Source organism: Caballeronia ptereochthonis (genome assembly GCF_001545075.1).
GTDB classification, from domain to species: Bacteria; Pseudomonadota; Gammaproteobacteria; order Burkholderiales; family Burkholderiaceae; genus Caballeronia; species Caballeronia ptereochthonis.
The window spans coordinates 68,734-86,501 of the sequence record NZ_FCOB02000010.1; the positions used below are offsets into that span (position 1 = coordinate 68,734).

At 60.7% G+C, this 17,768-nt stretch carries 19 protein-coding genes and 2 pseudogenes; 15 read left to right on the top strand and 6 right to left on the bottom strand.

The window, feature by feature from the left end; genetic code table 11:
* Positions 1–12 precede the first annotated feature (12 nt).
* Positions 13–1,284, top strand: coding sequence for an ABC transporter permease (locus tag AWB83_RS12545; protein WP_087045691.1), 1,272 nt, complete (start codon positions 13–15; stop codon positions 1,282–1,284).
* A gap of 25 nt (positions 1,285–1,309) precedes the next feature.
* Complete coding sequence (locus AWB83_RS12550) at positions 1,310–2,137, top strand: ABC transporter permease (RefSeq protein ID WP_087045921.1); 828 nt, start codon at positions 1,310–1,312, stop codon at positions 2,135–2,137.
* A gap of 25 nt (positions 2,138–2,162) precedes the next feature.
* Here AWB83_RS12550 and AWB83_RS12555 read toward each other — a convergent pair whose 3' ends face one another.
* Positions 2,163–3,080 carry a LysR family transcriptional regulator gene (locus tag AWB83_RS12555; RefSeq protein WP_087045693.1) on the bottom strand — a complete coding sequence of 306 codons (918 nt, stop codon included), beginning with the start codon at positions 3,078–3,080 and terminating at the stop codon, positions 2,163–2,165.
* Between the two features lie 228 nt (positions 3,081–3,308).
* On the opposite strand from AWB83_RS12555, the gene AWB83_RS12560 reads away from it, so the two are divergent.
* From AWB83_RS12560 to AWB83_RS12570, 3 genes are read left to right on the top strand one after another with little or no spacing between them, the layout of a single operon-like run.
* A complete protein-coding gene (locus AWB83_RS12560; protein WP_087045695.1) occupies positions 3,309–4,463 on the top strand; it encodes an aromatic ring-hydroxylating oxygenase subunit alpha in 1,155 nt (384 codons plus the stop codon).
* Positions 4,464–4,490: 27 nt separating this feature from the next.
* Positions 4,491–5,693: an aromatic ring-hydroxylating oxygenase subunit alpha gene (locus tag AWB83_RS12565; protein ID WP_143750044.1), complete on the top strand. Its 1,203-nt coding sequence runs from the start codon at positions 4,491–4,493 to the stop codon at positions 5,691–5,693.
* An 8-nt stretch (positions 5,694–5,701) separates the two neighbouring features.
* A complete protein-coding gene (locus AWB83_RS12570; protein ID WP_087045699.1) occupies positions 5,702–6,658 on the top strand; it encodes a PDR/VanB family oxidoreductase in 957 nt (318 codons plus the stop codon).
* A gap of 22 nt (positions 6,659–6,680) precedes the next feature.
* Here AWB83_RS12570 and AWB83_RS12575 read toward each other — a convergent pair whose 3' ends face one another.
* Positions 6,681–7,472, bottom strand: coding sequence for a phytanoyl-CoA dioxygenase family protein (locus AWB83_RS12575; protein ID WP_087045701.1), 792 nt, complete (start codon positions 7,470–7,472; stop codon positions 6,681–6,683).
* Positions 7,473–7,695: 223 nt separating this feature from the next.
* Positions 7,696–7,788, bottom strand: a pseudogene (locus tag AWB83_RS36970) (IS5/IS1182 family transposase); the annotation flags it as partial.
* Here AWB83_RS36970 and AWB83_RS37710 point away from each other — a divergent pair.
* Both AWB83_RS37710 and AWB83_RS12585 read left to right on the top strand, forming a co-directional pair.
* On the top strand, positions 7,753–8,085 hold the full coding sequence (locus AWB83_RS37710) for a hypothetical protein (protein WP_159463041.1): 333 nt from the start codon (positions 7,753–7,755) through the stop codon (positions 8,083–8,085). The pseudogene AWB83_RS36970 and the gene AWB83_RS37710 sit on opposite strands and share 36 nt — an antisense overlap.
* 430 nt (positions 8,086–8,515) lie before the next feature.
* Positions 8,516–8,710, top strand: coding sequence for a hypothetical protein (locus AWB83_RS12585; protein WP_087045705.1), 195 nt, complete (start codon positions 8,516–8,518; stop codon positions 8,708–8,710).
* Between the two features lie 210 nt (positions 8,711–8,920).
* On the opposite strand, the gene AWB83_RS36480 is transcribed toward AWB83_RS12585, so the two are convergent.
* Positions 8,921–9,073 (bottom strand): hypothetical protein, encoded by a 153-nt coding sequence (locus AWB83_RS36480; RefSeq protein ID WP_159463042.1) that lies wholly within the window; start codon positions 9,071–9,073, stop codon positions 8,921–8,923.
* 315 nt (positions 9,074–9,388) lie between these two features.
* Between AWB83_RS36480 and AWB83_RS12590 the strand changes: the two genes are divergently transcribed.
* The 3 genes and pseudogenes from AWB83_RS12590 to AWB83_RS12600 form a co-directional block, all read left to right on the top strand.
* A complete protein-coding gene (locus AWB83_RS12590) occupies positions 9,389–9,682 on the top strand; it encodes a hypothetical protein (RefSeq protein ID WP_087045923.1) in 294 nt (97 codons plus the stop codon).
* 224 nt (positions 9,683–9,906) lie between these two features.
* Positions 9,907–10,341: a hypothetical protein gene (locus AWB83_RS12595; protein ID WP_087045707.1), complete on the top strand. Its 435-nt coding sequence runs from the start codon at positions 9,907–9,909 to the stop codon at positions 10,339–10,341.
* 154 nt (positions 10,342–10,495) lie between these two features.
* Positions 10,496–10,702: pseudogene (locus tag AWB83_RS12600) on the top strand (DUF1275 family protein); the annotation flags it as partial.
* Between the two features lie 67 nt (positions 10,703–10,769).
* Here AWB83_RS12600 and AWB83_RS12605 read toward each other — a convergent pair.
* Entirely contained in the window at positions 10,770–11,519 is a 750-nt protein-coding gene (locus AWB83_RS12605; protein WP_087045709.1) for an IclR family transcriptional regulator, read from the bottom strand.
* Between the two features lie 249 nt (positions 11,520–11,768).
* On the opposite strand from AWB83_RS12605, the gene AWB83_RS12610 reads away from it, so the two are divergent.
* The 5 genes from AWB83_RS12610 to AWB83_RS12630 are packed head-to-tail and all read left to right on the top strand — an operon-like array spanning position 11,769 to position 16,764.
* On the top strand, positions 11,769–12,917 hold the full coding sequence (locus tag AWB83_RS12610) for a CaiB/BaiF CoA transferase family protein (protein ID WP_087045711.1): 1,149 nt from the start codon (positions 11,769–11,771) through the stop codon (positions 12,915–12,917).
* Complete coding sequence (locus tag AWB83_RS12615) at positions 12,914–13,642, top strand: enoyl-CoA hydratase/isomerase family protein (RefSeq protein ID WP_087045714.1); 729 nt, start codon at positions 12,914–12,916, stop codon at positions 13,640–13,642. The genes AWB83_RS12610 and AWB83_RS12615 overlap by 4 nt, the downstream gene beginning before the upstream one ends.
* A gap of 12 nt (positions 13,643–13,654) precedes the next feature.
* Positions 13,655–14,488, top strand: coding sequence for a CoA transferase subunit A (locus AWB83_RS12620; RefSeq protein ID WP_087045716.1), 834 nt, complete (start codon positions 13,655–13,657; stop codon positions 14,486–14,488).
* Positions 14,481–15,215 carry a CoA-transferase subunit beta gene (locus tag AWB83_RS12625; RefSeq protein WP_087045719.1) on the top strand — a complete coding sequence of 245 codons (735 nt, stop codon included), beginning with the start codon at positions 14,481–14,483 and terminating at the stop codon, positions 15,213–15,215. Before AWB83_RS12620 ends, AWB83_RS12625 begins: the two co-directional genes overlap by 8 nt.
* Before the next feature lie 13 nt (positions 15,216–15,228).
* Positions 15,229–16,764 (top strand): class I adenylate-forming enzyme family protein, encoded by a 1,536-nt coding sequence (locus tag AWB83_RS12630; protein ID WP_244197700.1) that lies wholly within the window; start codon positions 15,229–15,231, stop codon positions 16,762–16,764.
* Here the strand turns inward: AWB83_RS12630 and AWB83_RS12635 are convergent.
* On the bottom strand, positions 16,752–17,768 hold the full coding sequence (locus AWB83_RS12635) for a TauD/TfdA family dioxygenase (RefSeq protein ID WP_087045723.1): 1,017 nt from the start codon (positions 17,766–17,768) through the stop codon (positions 16,752–16,754). The two genes, AWB83_RS12630 and AWB83_RS12635, sit on opposite strands and share 13 nt — an antisense overlap.

The following is a 17,768-nucleotide window of genomic DNA, read 5'->3' on the forward strand; positions in this document are numbered from 1 at the left end:
CGAGAGCCCGCTGTGACCGCGACTACCAATACGCCCGTAACGGCCCATGCTCCGGCCACGGGCTCTCAGACGAGAGCCGACGGCCGCGCGTCCTATCAAAAGGCGCAACGCCGTGCATCGACTCGAGCGCTGTTGCTGGCGCTTCCACTGATCGTGTTTCTGCTATCGACGTTCATTGCACCCATCGCGCTCTTGCTCGCGCGCAGCGTGCAGAATCGGGAAGTGCCCGACAGCATGCCGGCCCTTTCCCGCGCCCTCGACGCATGGGATGGCCATGGCGTCCCCGATGAGCACACGTTCGCCCTGCTCGCATCCGACATCAAGCACGCCCAGGAAAGCGGACAACTCGGCACCGTAGCAAGGCGCATGAACTTCTCGCAATCCGAATTCCGCAGCCTGTTGCTGAAGACGGCACGCGGCATTCGGAACGAGGCGCCTCCCGCCTGGAAGCCGGCCTTGATCGAGATCGACGATCGCTGGAACGCGCCCGAGACATGGCGCTTGTTGAAGCGCGCTGCCGCCTCGCCTACGCCCGACTATCTGCTGAATGCCGTGGACGCGACGGTGACACCGCAAGGTTCGATCGCCTCGCTTCCGGCGAACGCCACGGTCTATCGCGAAGCCTTCGTGCGCACGATCTCGATCAGCTTCACCGTGACCCTGCTCTGCTTGCTGCTGGGTTATCCCGTCGCTTGGCTGCTCGCGAATCTGCCGGAAAAGAGCAGCAACCGGCTGATGCTGTTCGTCATCGTGCCGTTCTGGACTTCCCTGCTGGTGCGCACGACGGCCTGGTACGTGCTCCTGCAACCGGGCGGCGTCGTCAACAGCCTGCTGTTGAGTCTTGGCATCGTGACACATCCCGTACCGCTCGTCTTCAATCGGACGGGCGTGCTGATCGGTATGACGCACGTACTCCTGCCCTATATGATTCTCGCAATCTTTTCGGTGATGAAGGGCGTGTCTCCCGTGTATCTGCGCGCAGCGAAGTCTCTGGGCGCTCATCCGTTCACGGCCTTCGTGCGCGTCTATATTCCGCAGACCTTGCCGGGAGTCGGAGCGGGATGCTTCCTGGTATTCGTGCTGGCCCTCGGTTACTACATCACGCCTGCCCTGCTCGGCGGCGCGGGCGACGAGATGATCAGTCAACTCATCGCGATCCAGACGAATACGCAGCTCAACTGGGGACTCGCGGGCGCGCTCTCCGCTTACCTCGTGATCTTCACGGCGATCTTCTATTTCATCTTCAACCGCATCGTCGGAATCGACCGTCTGCGGTTTGGTTGAAGCACGCAAGCCCAAAGGAATGGTCATGCAAGACAAACGCAATACGGTGCTGTCGGAGCGCGTCGCTTCCCGCTGGGTACGCGTGCATTCCGCGCTCGTGCTCTTCTTTCTGGTGGCGCCGATTCTCGCGATCATTCCGCTTTCGTTCAACTCCGGCTCGTACTTCTCCTATCCTCTGCAGGGCTTCTCGCTGCGTTGGTATGAACAGGCACTCACCAGTGCGGACTGGCAACGCGCGCTTCTGAACAGTCTCGCAATAGGCGCGGCGTCCACACTGATTGCCACCTGTCTCGGGACGCTGGCGGCGCTCGGCCTGTCGCGAACGCAGTTTCCGCTGCGCTCGATCGTCATGCCGATCATCATCTCCCCGATGATCGTGCCGATCGTCGTGGTCGCGGCGGGCTTCTATCTTGTCTTCGCTCCGCTCGGGCTCGTTAACTCCTACCCTGGTGTCATTCTTGCCCATGCCGCGCTCGGCACGCCGTTCGTCGTCATCACGGTGACGGCGTCGTTGTTGTCTTTCGATCAGAGTCTGCTGCGCGCAGCATCCGGGCTGGGCGCGCCGCCGTGGGTCGCATTCACGCGCGTGACGCTTCCGTTGATCACGCCCGCTGTCGCGACGGGAAGCGTCTTCGCCTTCGCAACCTCGTTCGACGAAGTCATCGTGATTCTGTTCATCGGCGGCCCGGATCAAAAGACCGTCCCGCGACAGATGTGGAGCGGCATCAGGGATTCCATCGATCCGTCGATTCTGGCGGTCGCGACCATGTTGATCGTGTTCGCAGTGCTGCTGTTCGCGAGCATCAACTGGCTGCGCAGTCGCGCGGCGGCCGCGAATCAGGCGCTGATCTGACTCGGCCGAAGGCGTGCAAAACCGCTCAGGCGCTGGACATGGATCTGAATCGAGCCTCCGCGTATTCCATGAACAATCGAGCGGGCACGGTCAATTGATTTCGCTTCAGCCACGCAGCCACGAGTCCTGAACGGGCAACCGATTCCGCGATCTCGACCGCGACGACTTCGCGGCCGTCATAGGTGGTCGGCGCGTGCGGACGCGTGACGAGAAGCGAGTATCCGAATCCCTGACCCACCATGCCGCGAACCAGTTCGAGCGATGGAGAGCTGAATCCCACTTTCGGGCTCAAGCCGTAAGGTTCGAACAGACCGACGAAATAGTCCTTGCTCGGCGTCACATCGAGCAGAATCAACGGCTCATCGCACAGATCGAAGAGGCTTGCCTTATCGGCGCCGGCGAGCCGATGAGTCGCCGGTAACAAGGCATACGGAGGTTGCCCGGGCGTCAGCAAGTGCGTGGAGAACGTATCGTCGAGTCCAAGCTCGTACACCAGGACCAGATCGAATCGACCTTTCCCCAGCCCTTGCAAGAGCTCCTCCTGATCGCCGTCTCGCACTCTGATTTCGATGCCGGGATACACGGCGTTGAACCCGCGAATCAGACTCGGCAGGTACAGCGGCGCGAAAGTCTCGAAACATCCAATGTCGACTCGGCCAGATGACACGTCTCCATCGGCGAGCGCGTTCTGCTCGAATTCGTGCGCTGACTTGAGCAGTGCCTTGGCGCGCTCGTAGAATCTCGCGCCGGCCGGCGTCAACGAGATTCCCTGCGCGTGGTGCCGAATGATGAGTTGCGTGCCGAAGCCTTCTTCGAGTCCTTTGATGGCGACCGAGATCGACGGCTGCGCGATATAAAGCTTTCGCGACGCCTCGGCGACGCTTCCGTTGTCCACCGTTGCGACGAAATATTTTAGTTGGCGCAACGTGAAGGAAGATGACATAGGTGATCGCGATGCTTTTATTCACATCATCTTAAAGCATAAAAGCGGCCGGCATGTTTCGGCCGGGCGAAGACACCGGTTTGCAGAGCATCACCTGCATAGGAGGAAACTGGGAGGCACATTGAAAAACAATGTTTTCCTCGATGTTTTGACGAGTTTATTTTATGAGTGTCGGCAGTCTGTCGAAGCAGGCGGCATTGCAGGCGTTCACCATATCGAGGGGAAGACATGGCGTCAAACACCAATCCGGATGCTGCCTTGGCGATCGCCGAGCTGAATATGACCTGCGCTCGTCCCTTTGATGATGCGCGCGCGATGCCTCCGCAGGTGTATACGCAAGCGTCGTTTCTCGAAGTGGAGCAGCAGACGATCTTCCAGCGCGAATGGCAATGCGTCGGTCGCGTGAGCGCGCTAGCGAGGGCCGGCGATTACTTGACCGCGGATATTGGCGGGCAGCCCGTCGTCGTGATCAGGGGAAGCGATGATTCGCTGCACGCGTACTCCAACGTCTGCCTGCACCGGATGTCCGTGCTCCTGGAAGGGCGCGGGAACGTCAGGACGATTGTCTGTCCTTATCACGCGTGGAGCTACACGCTCGCGGGCGAACTTCGGGCCGCACCGCTGATGGATCGCCAGGCCGGCTTCTGCAAGGAAGCCTACCGCTTGCCGAAGATCCGCTGCGAAACCTGGCAAGGCTGGATCTACGTGACGCTGAACCCCGACACGCGCCCGCTCAGCGAGCATCTGGCTGAACTCTCCGCGCTGATTGCGCCGTACGAGATGGGCAATTATGTCGAGACGTTCTACGAGGAGCATGTCTGGGACACCAACTGGAAAATCCTCGCGGAAAATTTCATGGAGAGTTACCACCTGCCGATGCTCCACAGGGCAACCGTGGGTCCGCATTCGAAGCTGGAGGAAATGGAGTGCCCGCCGGGGCACGACGCGTTCAACTACCATTGGATCACCAAAGAGGCGACGTTACCCATAGGAAACGCGCATCCGGATAACACGAGGCTGGAAGGTCACTGGCGCAAGACGACCGCGCTGATCGCCATCTATCCGAGTCATCTGATCACGCTCACACCCGGCTACTTCTGGTATCTGATTCTTCAGCCGCGCGGCGTAGATCAGGTTCACATTCGCTTCGGCGGCGGGCTCTCGCCTGAATTCGTCTCCGATCCGAGTGGACGCGAATACATGAAAACGCTCAAGGCCTTGCTCGATAAAGTCAACGCGGAAGACCGCAGAGGCGTCGAAGCTGTTTTCCGTGGTTTGCATGCGCCGCTCGCGAAACCGGGCCACCTCAGTCCGTTGGAGCGACCGAACTACGACTTTGCGCGCTATCTTGGACAACGGGTTTCGGATGAAAATCGCGCATAGAAGAGTCTTTGCTCCGGCTCAGCCAGCTTGTGTCTGGGCAGCCTGGTCGTCTGCAACCGTTCAGGAGAGAGGGTCGTGATGAATGTGCCAGCGTCTCTATTTGCCGATACGCTTCCGCCGCGCGACCGATCTCTGCTGGATACGCTATCGGCATTATCGCGGTCCGGGGATCGGGCGACGCACGGCATGCCCGGAGCGTTCTACACGTCCGCCCACTTCGCTGAGCTCGAGCGTCAACGCGTCTTTCGACGCACTTGGGTTTGCATTGGCCACGTCGGGGAAATCCCCAAGAACGGCGACTACTTCACGACTGAAATGGTCGGAGAGCCGTTGCTGGTTCAGCGTGACGCGCAGGGCGAGGTTCATGTGCTCGCGAACGTGTGCCGACATCGCGGCAATCTGGTTGCAGTCGGCCGTGGAAATGCGCGAGTTCACGCCTGCGCGTATCACGCATGGAGCTACGAGCTCGACGGCAAGCTGAAACGTGCTCCGCTGATGCAAGCCTGCAAGGATCTCGACGCAGCGCGATGCGCGCTGCCCAAGATTAACTCGACGATCTGGCAGAACTTCATCTTCGTGAACATCGATGGCAACGCTGCGCCGCTCAGCGAAGCGCTTCGCCCTCTCGAGGCTCACATACACAACTATCACAATGAGGATCGCGAGCTTTATCACTTCCAGGAGGAGGTGTGGCGCACAAACTGGAAATGCCTGGCGGAAAACTTCATGGAGGGCTATCACCTCAACGCCACTCATCCGCGAACCCTGAGGCCCGTGACGCCGACCGAGCTGTGCGAATACGTGCCCGGGAACGGGTACTTCTCGGCCTATCGCGCGCACTACACGCCCGAGTCGCCGCAGCGCACGCCGTTTCACGAGGACCTCACGCAGGGCGAGCGTCGATCCAGCTTTCTCTTCAGCGTCTTTCCCAATCTCGTCGTCACGTACATGCCTCATCAGACGATCTATCTTTGTCTGAGGCCCGCGGCAACCGATCAAGTCGCGCTGAAGTGGGGTATCGCCGGACACGAGCGCGCGCCCGGTCAGGACAGCATCGAACGATACGTTGCGTTCGCCAACTCGTTCAATGCCGAAGACCGCACGAAGCTGGAAACGCTGCAGAAAGGACTCGGCTCGACTTTCTATTCGCCGGGACCGCTCGCAGCGGAGAATCTGGAGGGCACGCTTCGAGACTTCTACAGCTTCATGGCATACCGTATCTGCGACTGATTCCGAACATGCATTCCGCCACTTTCACCGTCATCGTCGACAAGGTTCGCGTCGAAGCGATGGACACCGTCAGCATCGAATTGCGTTCTTCAGATTCCAGTCCCTTGCCGTCCTTCGATGCCGGCTCGCATATCAGTTTGCATCTGCCGAATGGCATCGTGCGAAGTTACTCGCTCGTCAATGCGACAGGCAACCGTGATCGATATGTCCTCGGCGTGCTTCGTGCGCGCGACAGTCAGGGGGGTTCGGCTTTCGTCCACGAGAAATTGCGCGTGGGTGATGCTCTCGCGATATCGGCGCCGCGCAACAACTTTCCGCTGGATGAAACCGGCGAGCGGTTCGTTCTGGTCGCAGGCGGTATCGGGATCACGGCGATCTACAGCATGGCGCAACGGCTCGTCGCACTCGGCAAATCGGTGGACATGCTCTATTGCTGTCGTTCGCGCGAGCACGCGGCGTGGCTCGATTCCATCCAGGCGCTCGGCATTCCGCTGAAGCTGCATTTCGATGCGCAACATGGAGGCCCACCTGACCTGCGGGGCTTTCTCGACGAACGCGATCCTGAAACGAGATTTTATTGTTGCGGTCCCACACCGATGCTGAGTGCATTCGAACGCGCATGCGCCGATCACGGCTACACGCACGCTCATATCGAACGGTTTTCCGCGGACCCGAATGCCGTCAAGGAAGCGAGCAACGCGGGATATGAAGTCCAGCTCGTGCGAAGCCGAAAACTGGTGCGCGTCGAACCCGGCGCGCGCCTGCTCGATGTTCTTCGCGCGGCGGGCGCCGACGTGCCGTCAAGCTGCGAACAGGGCGTCTGCGGTACTTGCGAGCTATCGGTCATCGAGGGAGAGATCGACCACCGTGACAGTGTTCTGAGCGAGACCGAGCGCGCGGAGGGCAAAACGATGATGGTCTGTGTCTCCAGTTGCAAGGGCGGCCGCCTGGTCCTCGATTGCTGAGCAGGCCGCCTCCGGAGCACGATCAGACGACGAACGGAAATTCCTCCTCCGGCAGCGGATCCCCCGGAGCCAGCCGTTCGGCAAGGTGGCGGTAGGGAGGCGATGTCTCGCCACCTCGGTCCACATACACCGCGTTGTCGCCGAGCCAACGAAACGACACCACGCGCCGGGAAACGGACCCGGAACGATTTCCTGGCGCGCCGTGCACTGTGAGATAGTTGAAGGCGACCGCATCGCCGGGCTTCAGATCCCAGCCGAGAATTTCGTAGTCGCTTCGATGTCCTTCGATGTCCGGCATTTCTTCGAGTTCGCCAGTGCTGCGGTCATAAGCGACGCCCGTAAACTTCCGCGGCTGAAAAAGCTTTCCCCAGCGATGCGAGCCAGCGACGAACTCGAGCGTGGTTTCGCGCGGCACTGGATCGAGCGGCACCCACATGCTCACCGACTGCTCGGCGCTCACGCAATAGTACGGCTCGTCGTGATGCCAGGGCGTGACCTTGTCCGCGCCCGCCTCCTTGACGAGCACGTGCTCGTGGAAGATTCGCGCGCGCTTCGAGGCCATCAGCTCTTTTGCGATGCTGCCGGCGGGGCTTTCCTCCACGAACCGACGAAACGGCTCGATGCGCTGCCAGTTGCAATAGTCTCCGAAGAACCGTCCCGATGCCGTGCCCTTGGTATAGTCGCGAAAGTCAGGTCCAGGGTGCTTCTCATTGAAGTCCACGCCATCGCGCAGCAGGTCCACCCACTCAGTGAACACGCCGCGCAAGACGGTCACGCCATCGCGTGCAAACGCCTCTCGCTCTGCCTTCAACATGCTTCTCTCCCGTTTGGAATTGTCGATGCAGGTTGAGCATGACATGACATATTGCCTCGTGAAATTATCAAAAATCTATAGCCGAGGAAGCAAATTTGTATCTTGCCGCGATGACCGCAACGAGTTCACGGTAGATTGTTGAAGACTGAAAGTCGCCGCGAGCGCGCGTGAGGATTTGTTACGGATCGCCTGCTCCCCTGTCCGCCCCTGGTGTGAGAACACCCAGTGGTCTTCCACGCTTGCCGCTGATGGGTGGAATAGCCTCGACCAGCGCCTGGAGTTGGGTCACGTCGTTGTGGTTCGCGCCGGTCCGTATCACCGCGAGCGAGATGTCCCGCGCTTCGGTGATGAGGTGGTGATTGCCTCCTCGCTCATCGCGACCGAAAAAATTTCAGCTTCAGCGATGGACGAAGTCCTGCCCGGACGTCGCGTGTATTCGGACACCAAGCGGAATCGCTGGTACTTCAGGCCGTCGCCTGAGGGAGACAAAATCTTGTTTGGTGCGAGGCCACGCGCCTGGGCGAAGATCATCGAGGAAGCTGCGTCTTCGCTTCGCGGGGCCCTGATGCAGGTCGTTTCGCAACTGAAGTCAGTCCGCGTGTCGCATTGCTGAAAAGGCTACCTAGCCATGATCAATGATCATTTGCAACACCTTGAGGGCAGCAAGCATGCGTTCTCGGCCGGCACTCGATCAATGGATGTATGACGGACCTGAAAACCGGGTGCCGTTCGATCTCGGCGCGACGCCGCCACGCCATGCATGTGCGATTGATAACTGGGCACGATGTCTCAGCCCGCTCCAATGAAGCAAGTGCCTACCGGGGCCACGAACCGAATTGGCTGAATAACCCAATATGCGGGACGACCCGAATTGCCGCAGGCCATTGCCGCGTCCTAAGATCAAATCCCGCTGCTAACGCAGCCCGAGGTACCCCCGGTGATGCGTCGTGATACGAGAGCGCTGAAGACGGTCGGCCAACGACCCGATCGACAGTAGTCGACGCAGACCTAAATACATTTATTCGAACGATCGGGAGACAGGTATGCTCAGCGCCCATGAATTCGCGACACTCATGCTGGTCAAGGATGCCGCGGATCAGATCATCGACCGCCACGAGCTCGATACCTTGCTGGAACGCCAGTTGGTCGCCATGGAGCAACTGGTGAACGGGGCTACACTGCCCCGAATCACGGAGCATGGCGATTCACTGCTGCGTGCAGTGCGTCGTATCCACTGAGTTGTCGTCGAGTCCCGGGCAAGCGTCGCTGGCAATCATCGGCCGGAGTGTCCTCGCACGTCGCATCAGACGAGAAGCTTGTCGAGCGTGATCGGCGAACCGCGTACGCGCTTGCCTGTCGCATGCCAGATTGCAATCGCGACGGCCGCCGCCACGCCAGCGCTCCAATTTCGCCCAGGCCTTGGCACCGAGCGGACTGACTACGTCATCCTATTCGTCGAAGAAAATCACGACGATGTTGTGAACGTCGGCGTTGACCGGCACGTGATACCAGGACAGGTTGTAATTTATCTGCCGGTCGAACTCGCGGTCGTACTGTTCGTGCTCGTGCAGCGCCGTGCTGTGGGCGCGAATCGACCACACACCTGCCGTTCAGCGAGCAGGTACGTCGCCGCTACACCAACCAAAATCTGACGGACGACATACGCGCGCGATTCGGCTTTGCGGCCGCTAGTCGATCGGCAGCGTCAAGCGGCGACTACCCATATTCAACGGTGAAATCGACCCGCAGCTGCCACCGAATTGGCATCGTCTCAACGGCAACTATCAAGTGTGAAGCGGCCTAAAATGCGCTCCATCTTGATGGCATTCATGGCCGCAGCACGCCGCGTGTCGTTGGACGAAATGGGTACGCCACGTGCTGGCTCGCTTGTGTCACGTTTAAACTCGGAAGCGCAGATGGAAATCAATACCACCGAGTGGTTCCCCTTGGACAGATATGCACCGGCTCGCGACGGCTGGTATGAAGTCAAGCTCACAAGCGGAGAAACGGCATTCTCCCGCTTTGTCGACGGGCATTGGACCGAGCAGCCCATACTCGTCTTCACGCACTGGCGTGGCCTGAGCGCGGATCCGGGCATCTCGCCGGACACCGAACACATGGACGCGCAGGCCGCCGCCGCGCAAGGCGTACGAGCGGTGTGGAACGCGTTCTTTCCTGGGATTGAAGGGACAAATCCGTCCGAGGAATGAGCCTGTGGCGCATTTCGTTATCTACCTAGTGAACGCTGCCTGGAAAGCAAAGGTAGGGCCCTAGAGAGCTACGCGACGCAAGAGTTTGGGGATTTCCAGATTTCGGGGATGGGCAGAAATAGCCAGTTTGTTACACATCTTACCGCCGATGGCGGACGGCGTTACGAAAGCCTTTCGAAGCTGCGGTTATACTCGGCGCCGTCTCAAAAACAAAGATCCGAACTATGTCAAAGCGAACCATTCAGTTTGTTGCTATCGCGGTGCTCACGGCTGCGGTGTCGGTGCCGGCCATGGCCGGCGACATGAACAATGCGCTCGGCGGCGCACTCGGCGGTGTAGCTGGCGCAGCGCTGGGCGGCGCCGTAGGTGGCAGTACAGGCGCGGTGCTCGGCGGGGCCGTGGGCGGCGGCGCCGGCGGCGCGGTCACGTCGAACCGTCGCGAGCGCACGGGCGCCATCATCGGCGGCGCGCTGGGCGGCGGTGCGGGCACGGCCGCAGGCAATGCGATGGGCGGCCGTGGCGGCGGCCTGGTCGGCGCGGCGCTGGGCGGCGGCGCCGGCGCGGCGCTGGGCGGCAATGTTTCGCGCTCGAACTCCTACGCGGACGACCACAGCCGCGGCTACCACGGTAAGCGCCACAAACGTCACTACCACGACTGAGCCGTGAGCGTTGAACACAGCGCGGTTCCGGCGCGAGCCGGAGACCCGCGCGGCGCCTGCGATAAGTCATCGCGGCAGGCGGCGCGCATCAAAATCCGGATACGGGAAGGTTGAATGTAGTCTCGCGAATCCCCTACTTTCCGGCTGCGTCGACCTGCCCGTCAACTGTCTTCGCGGCTTCTCTTCGGGCGTTCGCACCGACGCCGCCAACCGGCGGCTCCGCCTCGCACTGGCAGGCGTCGCAGGGGCGGCGAACGCGCGTGGATTTCGCGCGATCGGCCAGTACACGTCGCACATGTCGGGCACGGTGTCGTCGCTGGCCGACAATCTCGCGCTCGGCAATCTTCCACTCGTCCTTGCGGCCGCGAAAAAGCGCGAGACGAACGTTCACCGCCAGGGCAAATTCCTCGACACCAGCGTCGATCACTTCACTTGCGATATCCCATGGCACGCGAGATGTTGAGCGCGGCATTCTGAACCGCCGGCGCGAGTTCTTTCATGCGCTTGACGCTCAGCCGCTCCAACGGCCCCGAGATACCGATCGCCGCAGCAGGAAGGCCGAACGCATCGAAGATTGGCGCGGCGACGCCGCCTACGCTGTCCCGCCATTCGCCACGATTGATCGCATAGCCATTCGCCGCCGCGCGCGCGAGCTCGGTCTTGAGCGCCTGCAAATCCGTGATGGTGGCCTTCGTATACGCGGTGAGATTAATCAGATGCCGCGCGAGGAATTCCTGCGTCTGATGCGCGAGAAGGATCTTGCCCGTCGCCACGCAATACGCAGGCGCATGGCCGCCGAGCACGGAGTAAGCCCGCACGGGCTGCGCGCTCTCTATCTTGTCGACATACACGACCGAGGCGCCATCGAGAATCGACAGGTGCACGGTCTCTTGCGTGAGATCGACCAGCGCACGCATATGCACAGCCGCGAACTGCCGCACGTCGATCTGCGCCATCTGCTTCGCGCCCAGTTCGAAGAGTTTGAACGTGCTGCGGTAGTTGCCCGTAGTTTCATCGCGCGTTGCATAGCCTGCATGCGCAAGCGTCTGCAACGTGCGGTGTGTGTTGCTCTTCGTGAGTCCGACCTGCTCGGCCAGCACCGGAATCGTGACGGGCTTGCCATTCTGATCTGCGAGCGCCTCCAGAAGCATCAGGCCCTTCAGCAACGTCTTATCCATTGTCCTAAGATTTAGGATTAAAAGCTCATTCTACACCGCGCATACCGCCGAGGGCCGCGTATCAGTTGGCCGCCGCCAAGAAATGTTTCGCCGGCAATTTGTGCGTCATTCCCATCGTTACACATTCATCATCCTATTTCTTAGGATGTGTATATCATTTTTTAGTTTACACATGTGGGGGATCGCGCCACAATCGAATCGACGCGCACGAACGCTGCCGCATGCCAATGGGATTGCCGAGGAAAACACATGGATCAGCCACTTCAAGGAATCAGGGTCATCGAGTTCTGCAACGTCGCGGCGGGGCCGTACTGCGGAATGCTGCTCGCGGACATGGGCGCGGACGTCATCAAGGTCGAGCATCCGCAAGGCGGCGATACGTTGCGCGCGTGGCCGCCCATTTCCGAGGGCTATAGCGAGAATTTCGCGTCGCTCAACCGCAACAAGCGCTCGGTTACGCTCGATCTGAAAGATCCTCACGACATCCTTCAGGCGAAGTTGTTGATTCAGACAGCCGATGTCGTCATCGAGAACAATCGTCCCGGCGTGATGAATCGCCTCGGGCTCGGTTACGAGGACGTTCGCGCGATGAAACCATCCATCGTCTATTGCTCGATCTCCGCGTATGGTCAGACCGGACCGCGCTCGCAGGAAGGCGGTTTCGATCTGACCGTGCAAGCGATGAGCGGCATCATGAGCATCACGGGCGAACCCGAGGGCGCGCCGGTCAAATGCGGCGTACCGCTCGCGGATTTCTCCGCCGGACTGTATGCCGCGTTCTCGGTGGCATCGGCGTTGCGCGGCGTTGCGGCAACGGGCGAAGGCACACATATCGATGTGCCGATGCTCGGCGCGACGCTTGCCATCGCTGCATTGCAGACGTCCGAATACTTCGGCACGGGGCGCGATCCGCAGAAGCTCGGCTCGGCGCATCCGCGTAACGCGCCGTATCAGGCGTTCAAGGCGCGCGACACGTATTTCGGCATGGCGGCAGGCAATAATGCGCTGTGGGAATCGGTGTGCAAGGTCGTGCAACGCGATGATCTGAAGGCCGACGCGCGTTATGCGACGACCACGTTGCGCGCGCAGCATCAGGTCGAATTGCGTGACGCGCTGGAGACGATCTTCGCCGCCGACGACGCCGAACACTGGATCGAGCGTTTTCGTGCAGCGGGCGTGCCATGCGCGCCGATCAACACGTATTCGCAAGTGTTGAAGGACACGCAGGTCGAGCATATGGAATGGGTGCAGCCGCTCGAATTGCCCAACGGCGTGCAGACGAAGACGTTCGCATCGCCCGTCAAATTCTCCGGCAAAACGCCTGAAATTCGCCTGCGCCCGCCGGGGCTCGGTGAACACAACGCCGAGTTGCTGAAGCGCTCGGAGGTCGAGGCATGAGCGGTATCATCGTCGAGAAGATGCCGACGCACTGGTCGATCACGCTCAATCGGCCGGACAAGCTCAATGCGTTATCCGCGAGTATCGTGGAAGAACTGATTCAGGCTTTCGACGCTGCCGATGCCGCGAAAACGCCGCTCGTCACGCTGCAAGGCGAAGGCCGATGCTTTAGCGCGGGCTTCGATATGAGCGACGTGCAAGCGCAAAGCGAAGGCGATTTAGTGCTGCGCTTCATCCGCATCGAAACGTTGCTGAACAAGATTGCAAGCGCGTCGTGCTTCACTGTGGCGCTCGCGCATGGCCGAAATTTCGGCGCGGGTGTCGACCTGATTGCGGCGTGCAATCTGCGCGTGGCCGCGCCCGGTTCGACGTTTCGCATGCCGGGGCTGAAGTTCGGTCTCGTGCTGGGTTCGGCGCGATTTGCGCGTATCGTCGGCACGCGTGAGGCGCAGCGCATTCTCGAAACGGCGGCCACGTTCGATGTCGAACGCGCAAGCGCGAACGGTTTTATCGAACGCGTGGCGGGTCCGGAGCAATACGCGGAAGTCGTCGCCGAAGCGCTGGAACGCGCGAACGCGTTGCCCGCCGAAATCCGCGCCTTGTTGCGACGCGCGCTCGACACCGAAGAGGCCGATACCGACCTCGCCGCGCTCGTTCGATCGGCGTCCACGCCGGGCATTCACAAGCGCATCGCGGCGTATCTGGCGTCGTCGAAGAAGGCTTAGGAGACATCTCGCATGAGTTCGGGATTCGCAAGCAAGGACAAACAGGTCTCACTCGCCGAACTGGTCGCGCTCGTGCCCAATGGCGCGTCGTTGGGCTTGGGCGGCAGCTTTCTGCATCGCGGGCCATTCGCGTTCGTGCGCGAACTGATCCGGCAGGAGAAGCGCGACATCGAGATCATCAAGCAATCGCCGGGTTACGACATCGACATACTTTGTCGCGCGGGCGTCGCCTCGCGGGCGCGTTGCGGCATCGTCGCGATGGAAGGCAATTTCGGGCTTGCGCCGTGGTATCGGAGCGCGGTCGAGAAGGGTCATCTGAAGCTCGAAGAACACGCATGCGCGAGTCTCACGGCGGGACTGCGCGCGGCTGCATTCGGCGTGCCGTTCATGCCGTGCGGCGGCTTGCATGGCAGCGATCTGGTGCGGATCAACGACTGGAAATGTCTCGACGATCCTTACGGCAGCGGCCAGCAAACCTACGTGATTCCCGCTATTTCGCCGGACTTTGCCGTGATTCATGCATCGAGCGTCGATCGCGATGGCAACGTGCGCGTGGCAGGCACGTATCACTGGGACCGTATCATGAGCCGCGCCGCCAAAAGCGTGCTCGTCGTGGCCGAAAAGCTCAGCGATACGAGCTTCGCCGATCAACCCGAGCTCACGATCGTGCCTTATTTCATGGTGCAAAACTATGCGATCGTGAAGAACGGCGCATGGCCGGGTTCGTGCTGGCCATCGTATGCAATCGACTATCAGGCAGTCGATGCGTATCTTCAAGAAGGCCCCGAAGCGCTCGCGCGCCATATCGATGCCGCGCCCGAAGCGGAGGTTCATCGACATGGCTGAACAATGGAGCGGCTTCTCCTACATCGTCACGAATCTCGCGCGCTTCATCCGGCCGGACGAGATCACGTTCAGCGGCGTGAACTCCACGCCGCCGATGCTCGCATGTCTGCTCGCCAAGCGCGCATATGACTGGGACTTCGTGTATATCAACGTGGCGGGCGGCGTCGATCCGTCGCCCTCTTCCATTCCGATTTCGAGCTCCGACCCATTGCTTGCGGAAGGCTCTGCATCGATCTTTGCCAACGAGGACTTCTATGATCTTTGCACGCGCGGCCGCATGGATCTCACGTTCCTCGGCGCGGCGCAACTCGATGGCGCGGGCTGCGCGAACAACTCGTGTATCGGCGAATGGGCGCATCCGAAAGTGCGACTACCGGGCGGCGGCGGCGGCGCCGTCATGCTGCCGACGGCCAAACGCGCCTGCACGTGGCGCACCGAGCATTCGAAACGCACGCTCGTGGAGAAGCTCGACTTCGTGACGTCATGGGGCGGCATGCATGGCGTGGTCACGCCGATCGCCGTATTCGTGAAGCGCGACGGCAAGCTAGCATTGCAATCGTGGCATCCGGAATCGAGTCTCGATGAAGTGCGCGAACGCACCGGATTCACGTTCGATGCAAGCGGCGCCGAGCCCACTGCGCCGCCGACATCGCGCGAACTTGAAGCACTCGAATCACTCGATTCGCAAGGTCAATTCGAGCGCGATGCAGCCGTTCGACTCAGGTAGCGAGAACGAGACAGTGACGAAGACCACCGCGTTGAATTTCGATGCAAGACCGACGAGCCTCGCACAAGCCTTCGAACAGTACTGGCACGCGCGCAATGTGCAGGGCCTTCCCGCAATCGGCGATGGCACGCACTCGCTGACGTATGCCGAACTCGCGCGCGAGACCGGCAGCGTCGCGGCGCACTTGTCGGGCAACCATGCGCGCCCCGGCGATGTCGTCGCGATCACTATGTCGCGCTCGCTCGATGCCGTCGTGTTGTTGCTCGCAGCGATACGCGTGGGAATGTGTCCGTGCGTGTTCGAACCGAAGCTCGCGCCGGACGAAGTGAGCGCGCGACTCATCGAAACAGGCGCACGCTTTCTCGTGCATGACGACGACAACGCATCGCTCGTGAGCGGACTTGCCATTCCCTCGCATACGACGATCATCGACTTCGCGCGTCTGACGGAAGCGTCATACTGGCCGCCTGTCGATGTCGCCGCCGATTGCCCCGCGCTTCTGCTCTTCACTTCGGGCAGTACGGCTCGTGCAAAAGTCGTGCAACTCACGCAAGCCGCGCTGCTCAACAACGCACTCGGCGTGCTCGAACAAAGCGCGTTATCGAGCGATGATCGGTTGCTTCATGTCATGCCGATCTATCACACGAATGGCGTGAACAATCAGTTGTTCGCGCCATTGCTTGCGGGCGCGAATGTCGTGTTTTGCCCGCGTTTTCGCGCGGAAGACATGCCGGAGTTGATGACGCGTTTCAAGCCGACCATCATCACCGGTGTGCCGACGATGTACTCGCGCATGCTGGCGCAGCACTTCGACGCCGACTCGCTCGCAACACTGCGCATGGCGCGCTGCGGTTCCGCGCCGATCACGGAAGCCTTGCATCGCGAAGTGGAAGCGAAGCTCGGCTGCCCACTCGTGATTTCCTATGGTTTATCGGAAGCGACGTGTACGAGCACGCTCAATCCGCCGAACGCGCGACGCGTGGGTTCGGTCGGCAAGGTCGTGCCAGGACAGACGGTCAAGCTGCGCGCAGCCGACGACACGATGACCGATACACCGGACGTCGAAGGCGAAATCTGCATTGCGGGGCCAAATCTCATGACAGGCTATCTGGGCGCCGCCGATGCAACCTCGCGGACGGTCATCGATGGATGGCTGCGCACCGGCGATCTCGGACGCTTCGACGACGATGGCTATCTCTACGTGACAGGCCGCATCAAGGACGTGATCATTCGCGGCGGCGAAAACATCTCGCCGTTGCTGATCGAGAGCGTGATCGTCGCGGAAGGCAATGTCACTGCGTGCTGTGTCGTTGGCCGCGCGGATCGCGATCTCGGTGAAGTGCCGGTTGCGTTCGTCGTGCCGAAAGACCTTACCGCGATGCATGCCGAACGCGTGCAAGACGCCGTAAGAAAGCGCCTTTCGCGCATCTATGTGCCGCATGACGTGGTATTCGTCGAGTCGTTACCGGAGACGGCGGTCGGCAAGGTGGACCGCAAGGCGCTTGCAGCGCGCCTTGCCAAAGGCTTCTACGATACTCAGCCGTTATAGAACCGCCGGCGTGCATCGCGAAGCCACAAACGCACGAGATGTCGCTTGCGACGCTCTTCGTCGAAATCGACGAAGTTCGTGCGTCGATGCCCGCAACGCAAGTTGTCGACGATCTGAATCTGGCCCGGCTCGAAGAAGAATTCGCGTGCCCATTGCGGTTCGCGCATGACGGCTTCGAGCGTTTCCAATGCTTCGAGGGCCTCCTCGTCCATGTCCCGCTGCGCCATCCGATAACCGTTGATCACATGACGATGCGACAGCCTGCACACCACGCCATCGGCTTCTTTTGAAAATAGAGGATGGCTTATGATAGTCGCGTCGCCGGGCGCGTGCTCGCGCTGCCGATCGAAAAGATATGGCCGATACAAGCGCGCAAGCAGATGCGGATAACGCTCGATCATCTGGTTGTAGACGGTATAAAAACTGACGATACTGCTCACGCCGCCTTCCTTCGCGGGATGCAGGCACAACAGCGCGACGAAGTCCGGCGGGCAGACGTTATAGCTATTGTCGGTATGAAAATTCTGTTCCGCGTTGGTGATGTCGGGACGCACGCCGTTGCCGGGCGGCTTGCCGAGATCACGCACGTCGTAAATCATCTTGCCGTCCCAGCTTTGCGCAACGGGACGCGAAACCATCTGCGCGAGCAGCCAGTAGACCGCGGTCGCTTCTTCCTTGCTCCACAGTTCCATCGGCAAGCGATCGACGATCACGAAGCCCGGCCCGTCGCTCAGCAATTGCGCCGCCTCGCGCATCATCGCGCGGCAGCGTTCGAGCGAAAAGTCATCGGGACGCAAAAGCGGCGTCGGCAGCGGATTCGCACGCAGCGTCGCCACGGCTTCATCGAGTTCGCGGCGGCACGCATCGTTGATCTTCACGATGCCGTCTTCAGGCGAAAGACTGTCACGCGTCCACGCAATCGGTCCGGTGAAAGGCGTCATGCGTACCGGCTCGCTGAGATCGTGCGCGGCTTCTTCTTCCAGTATCATCGTTTGATCAGTCAT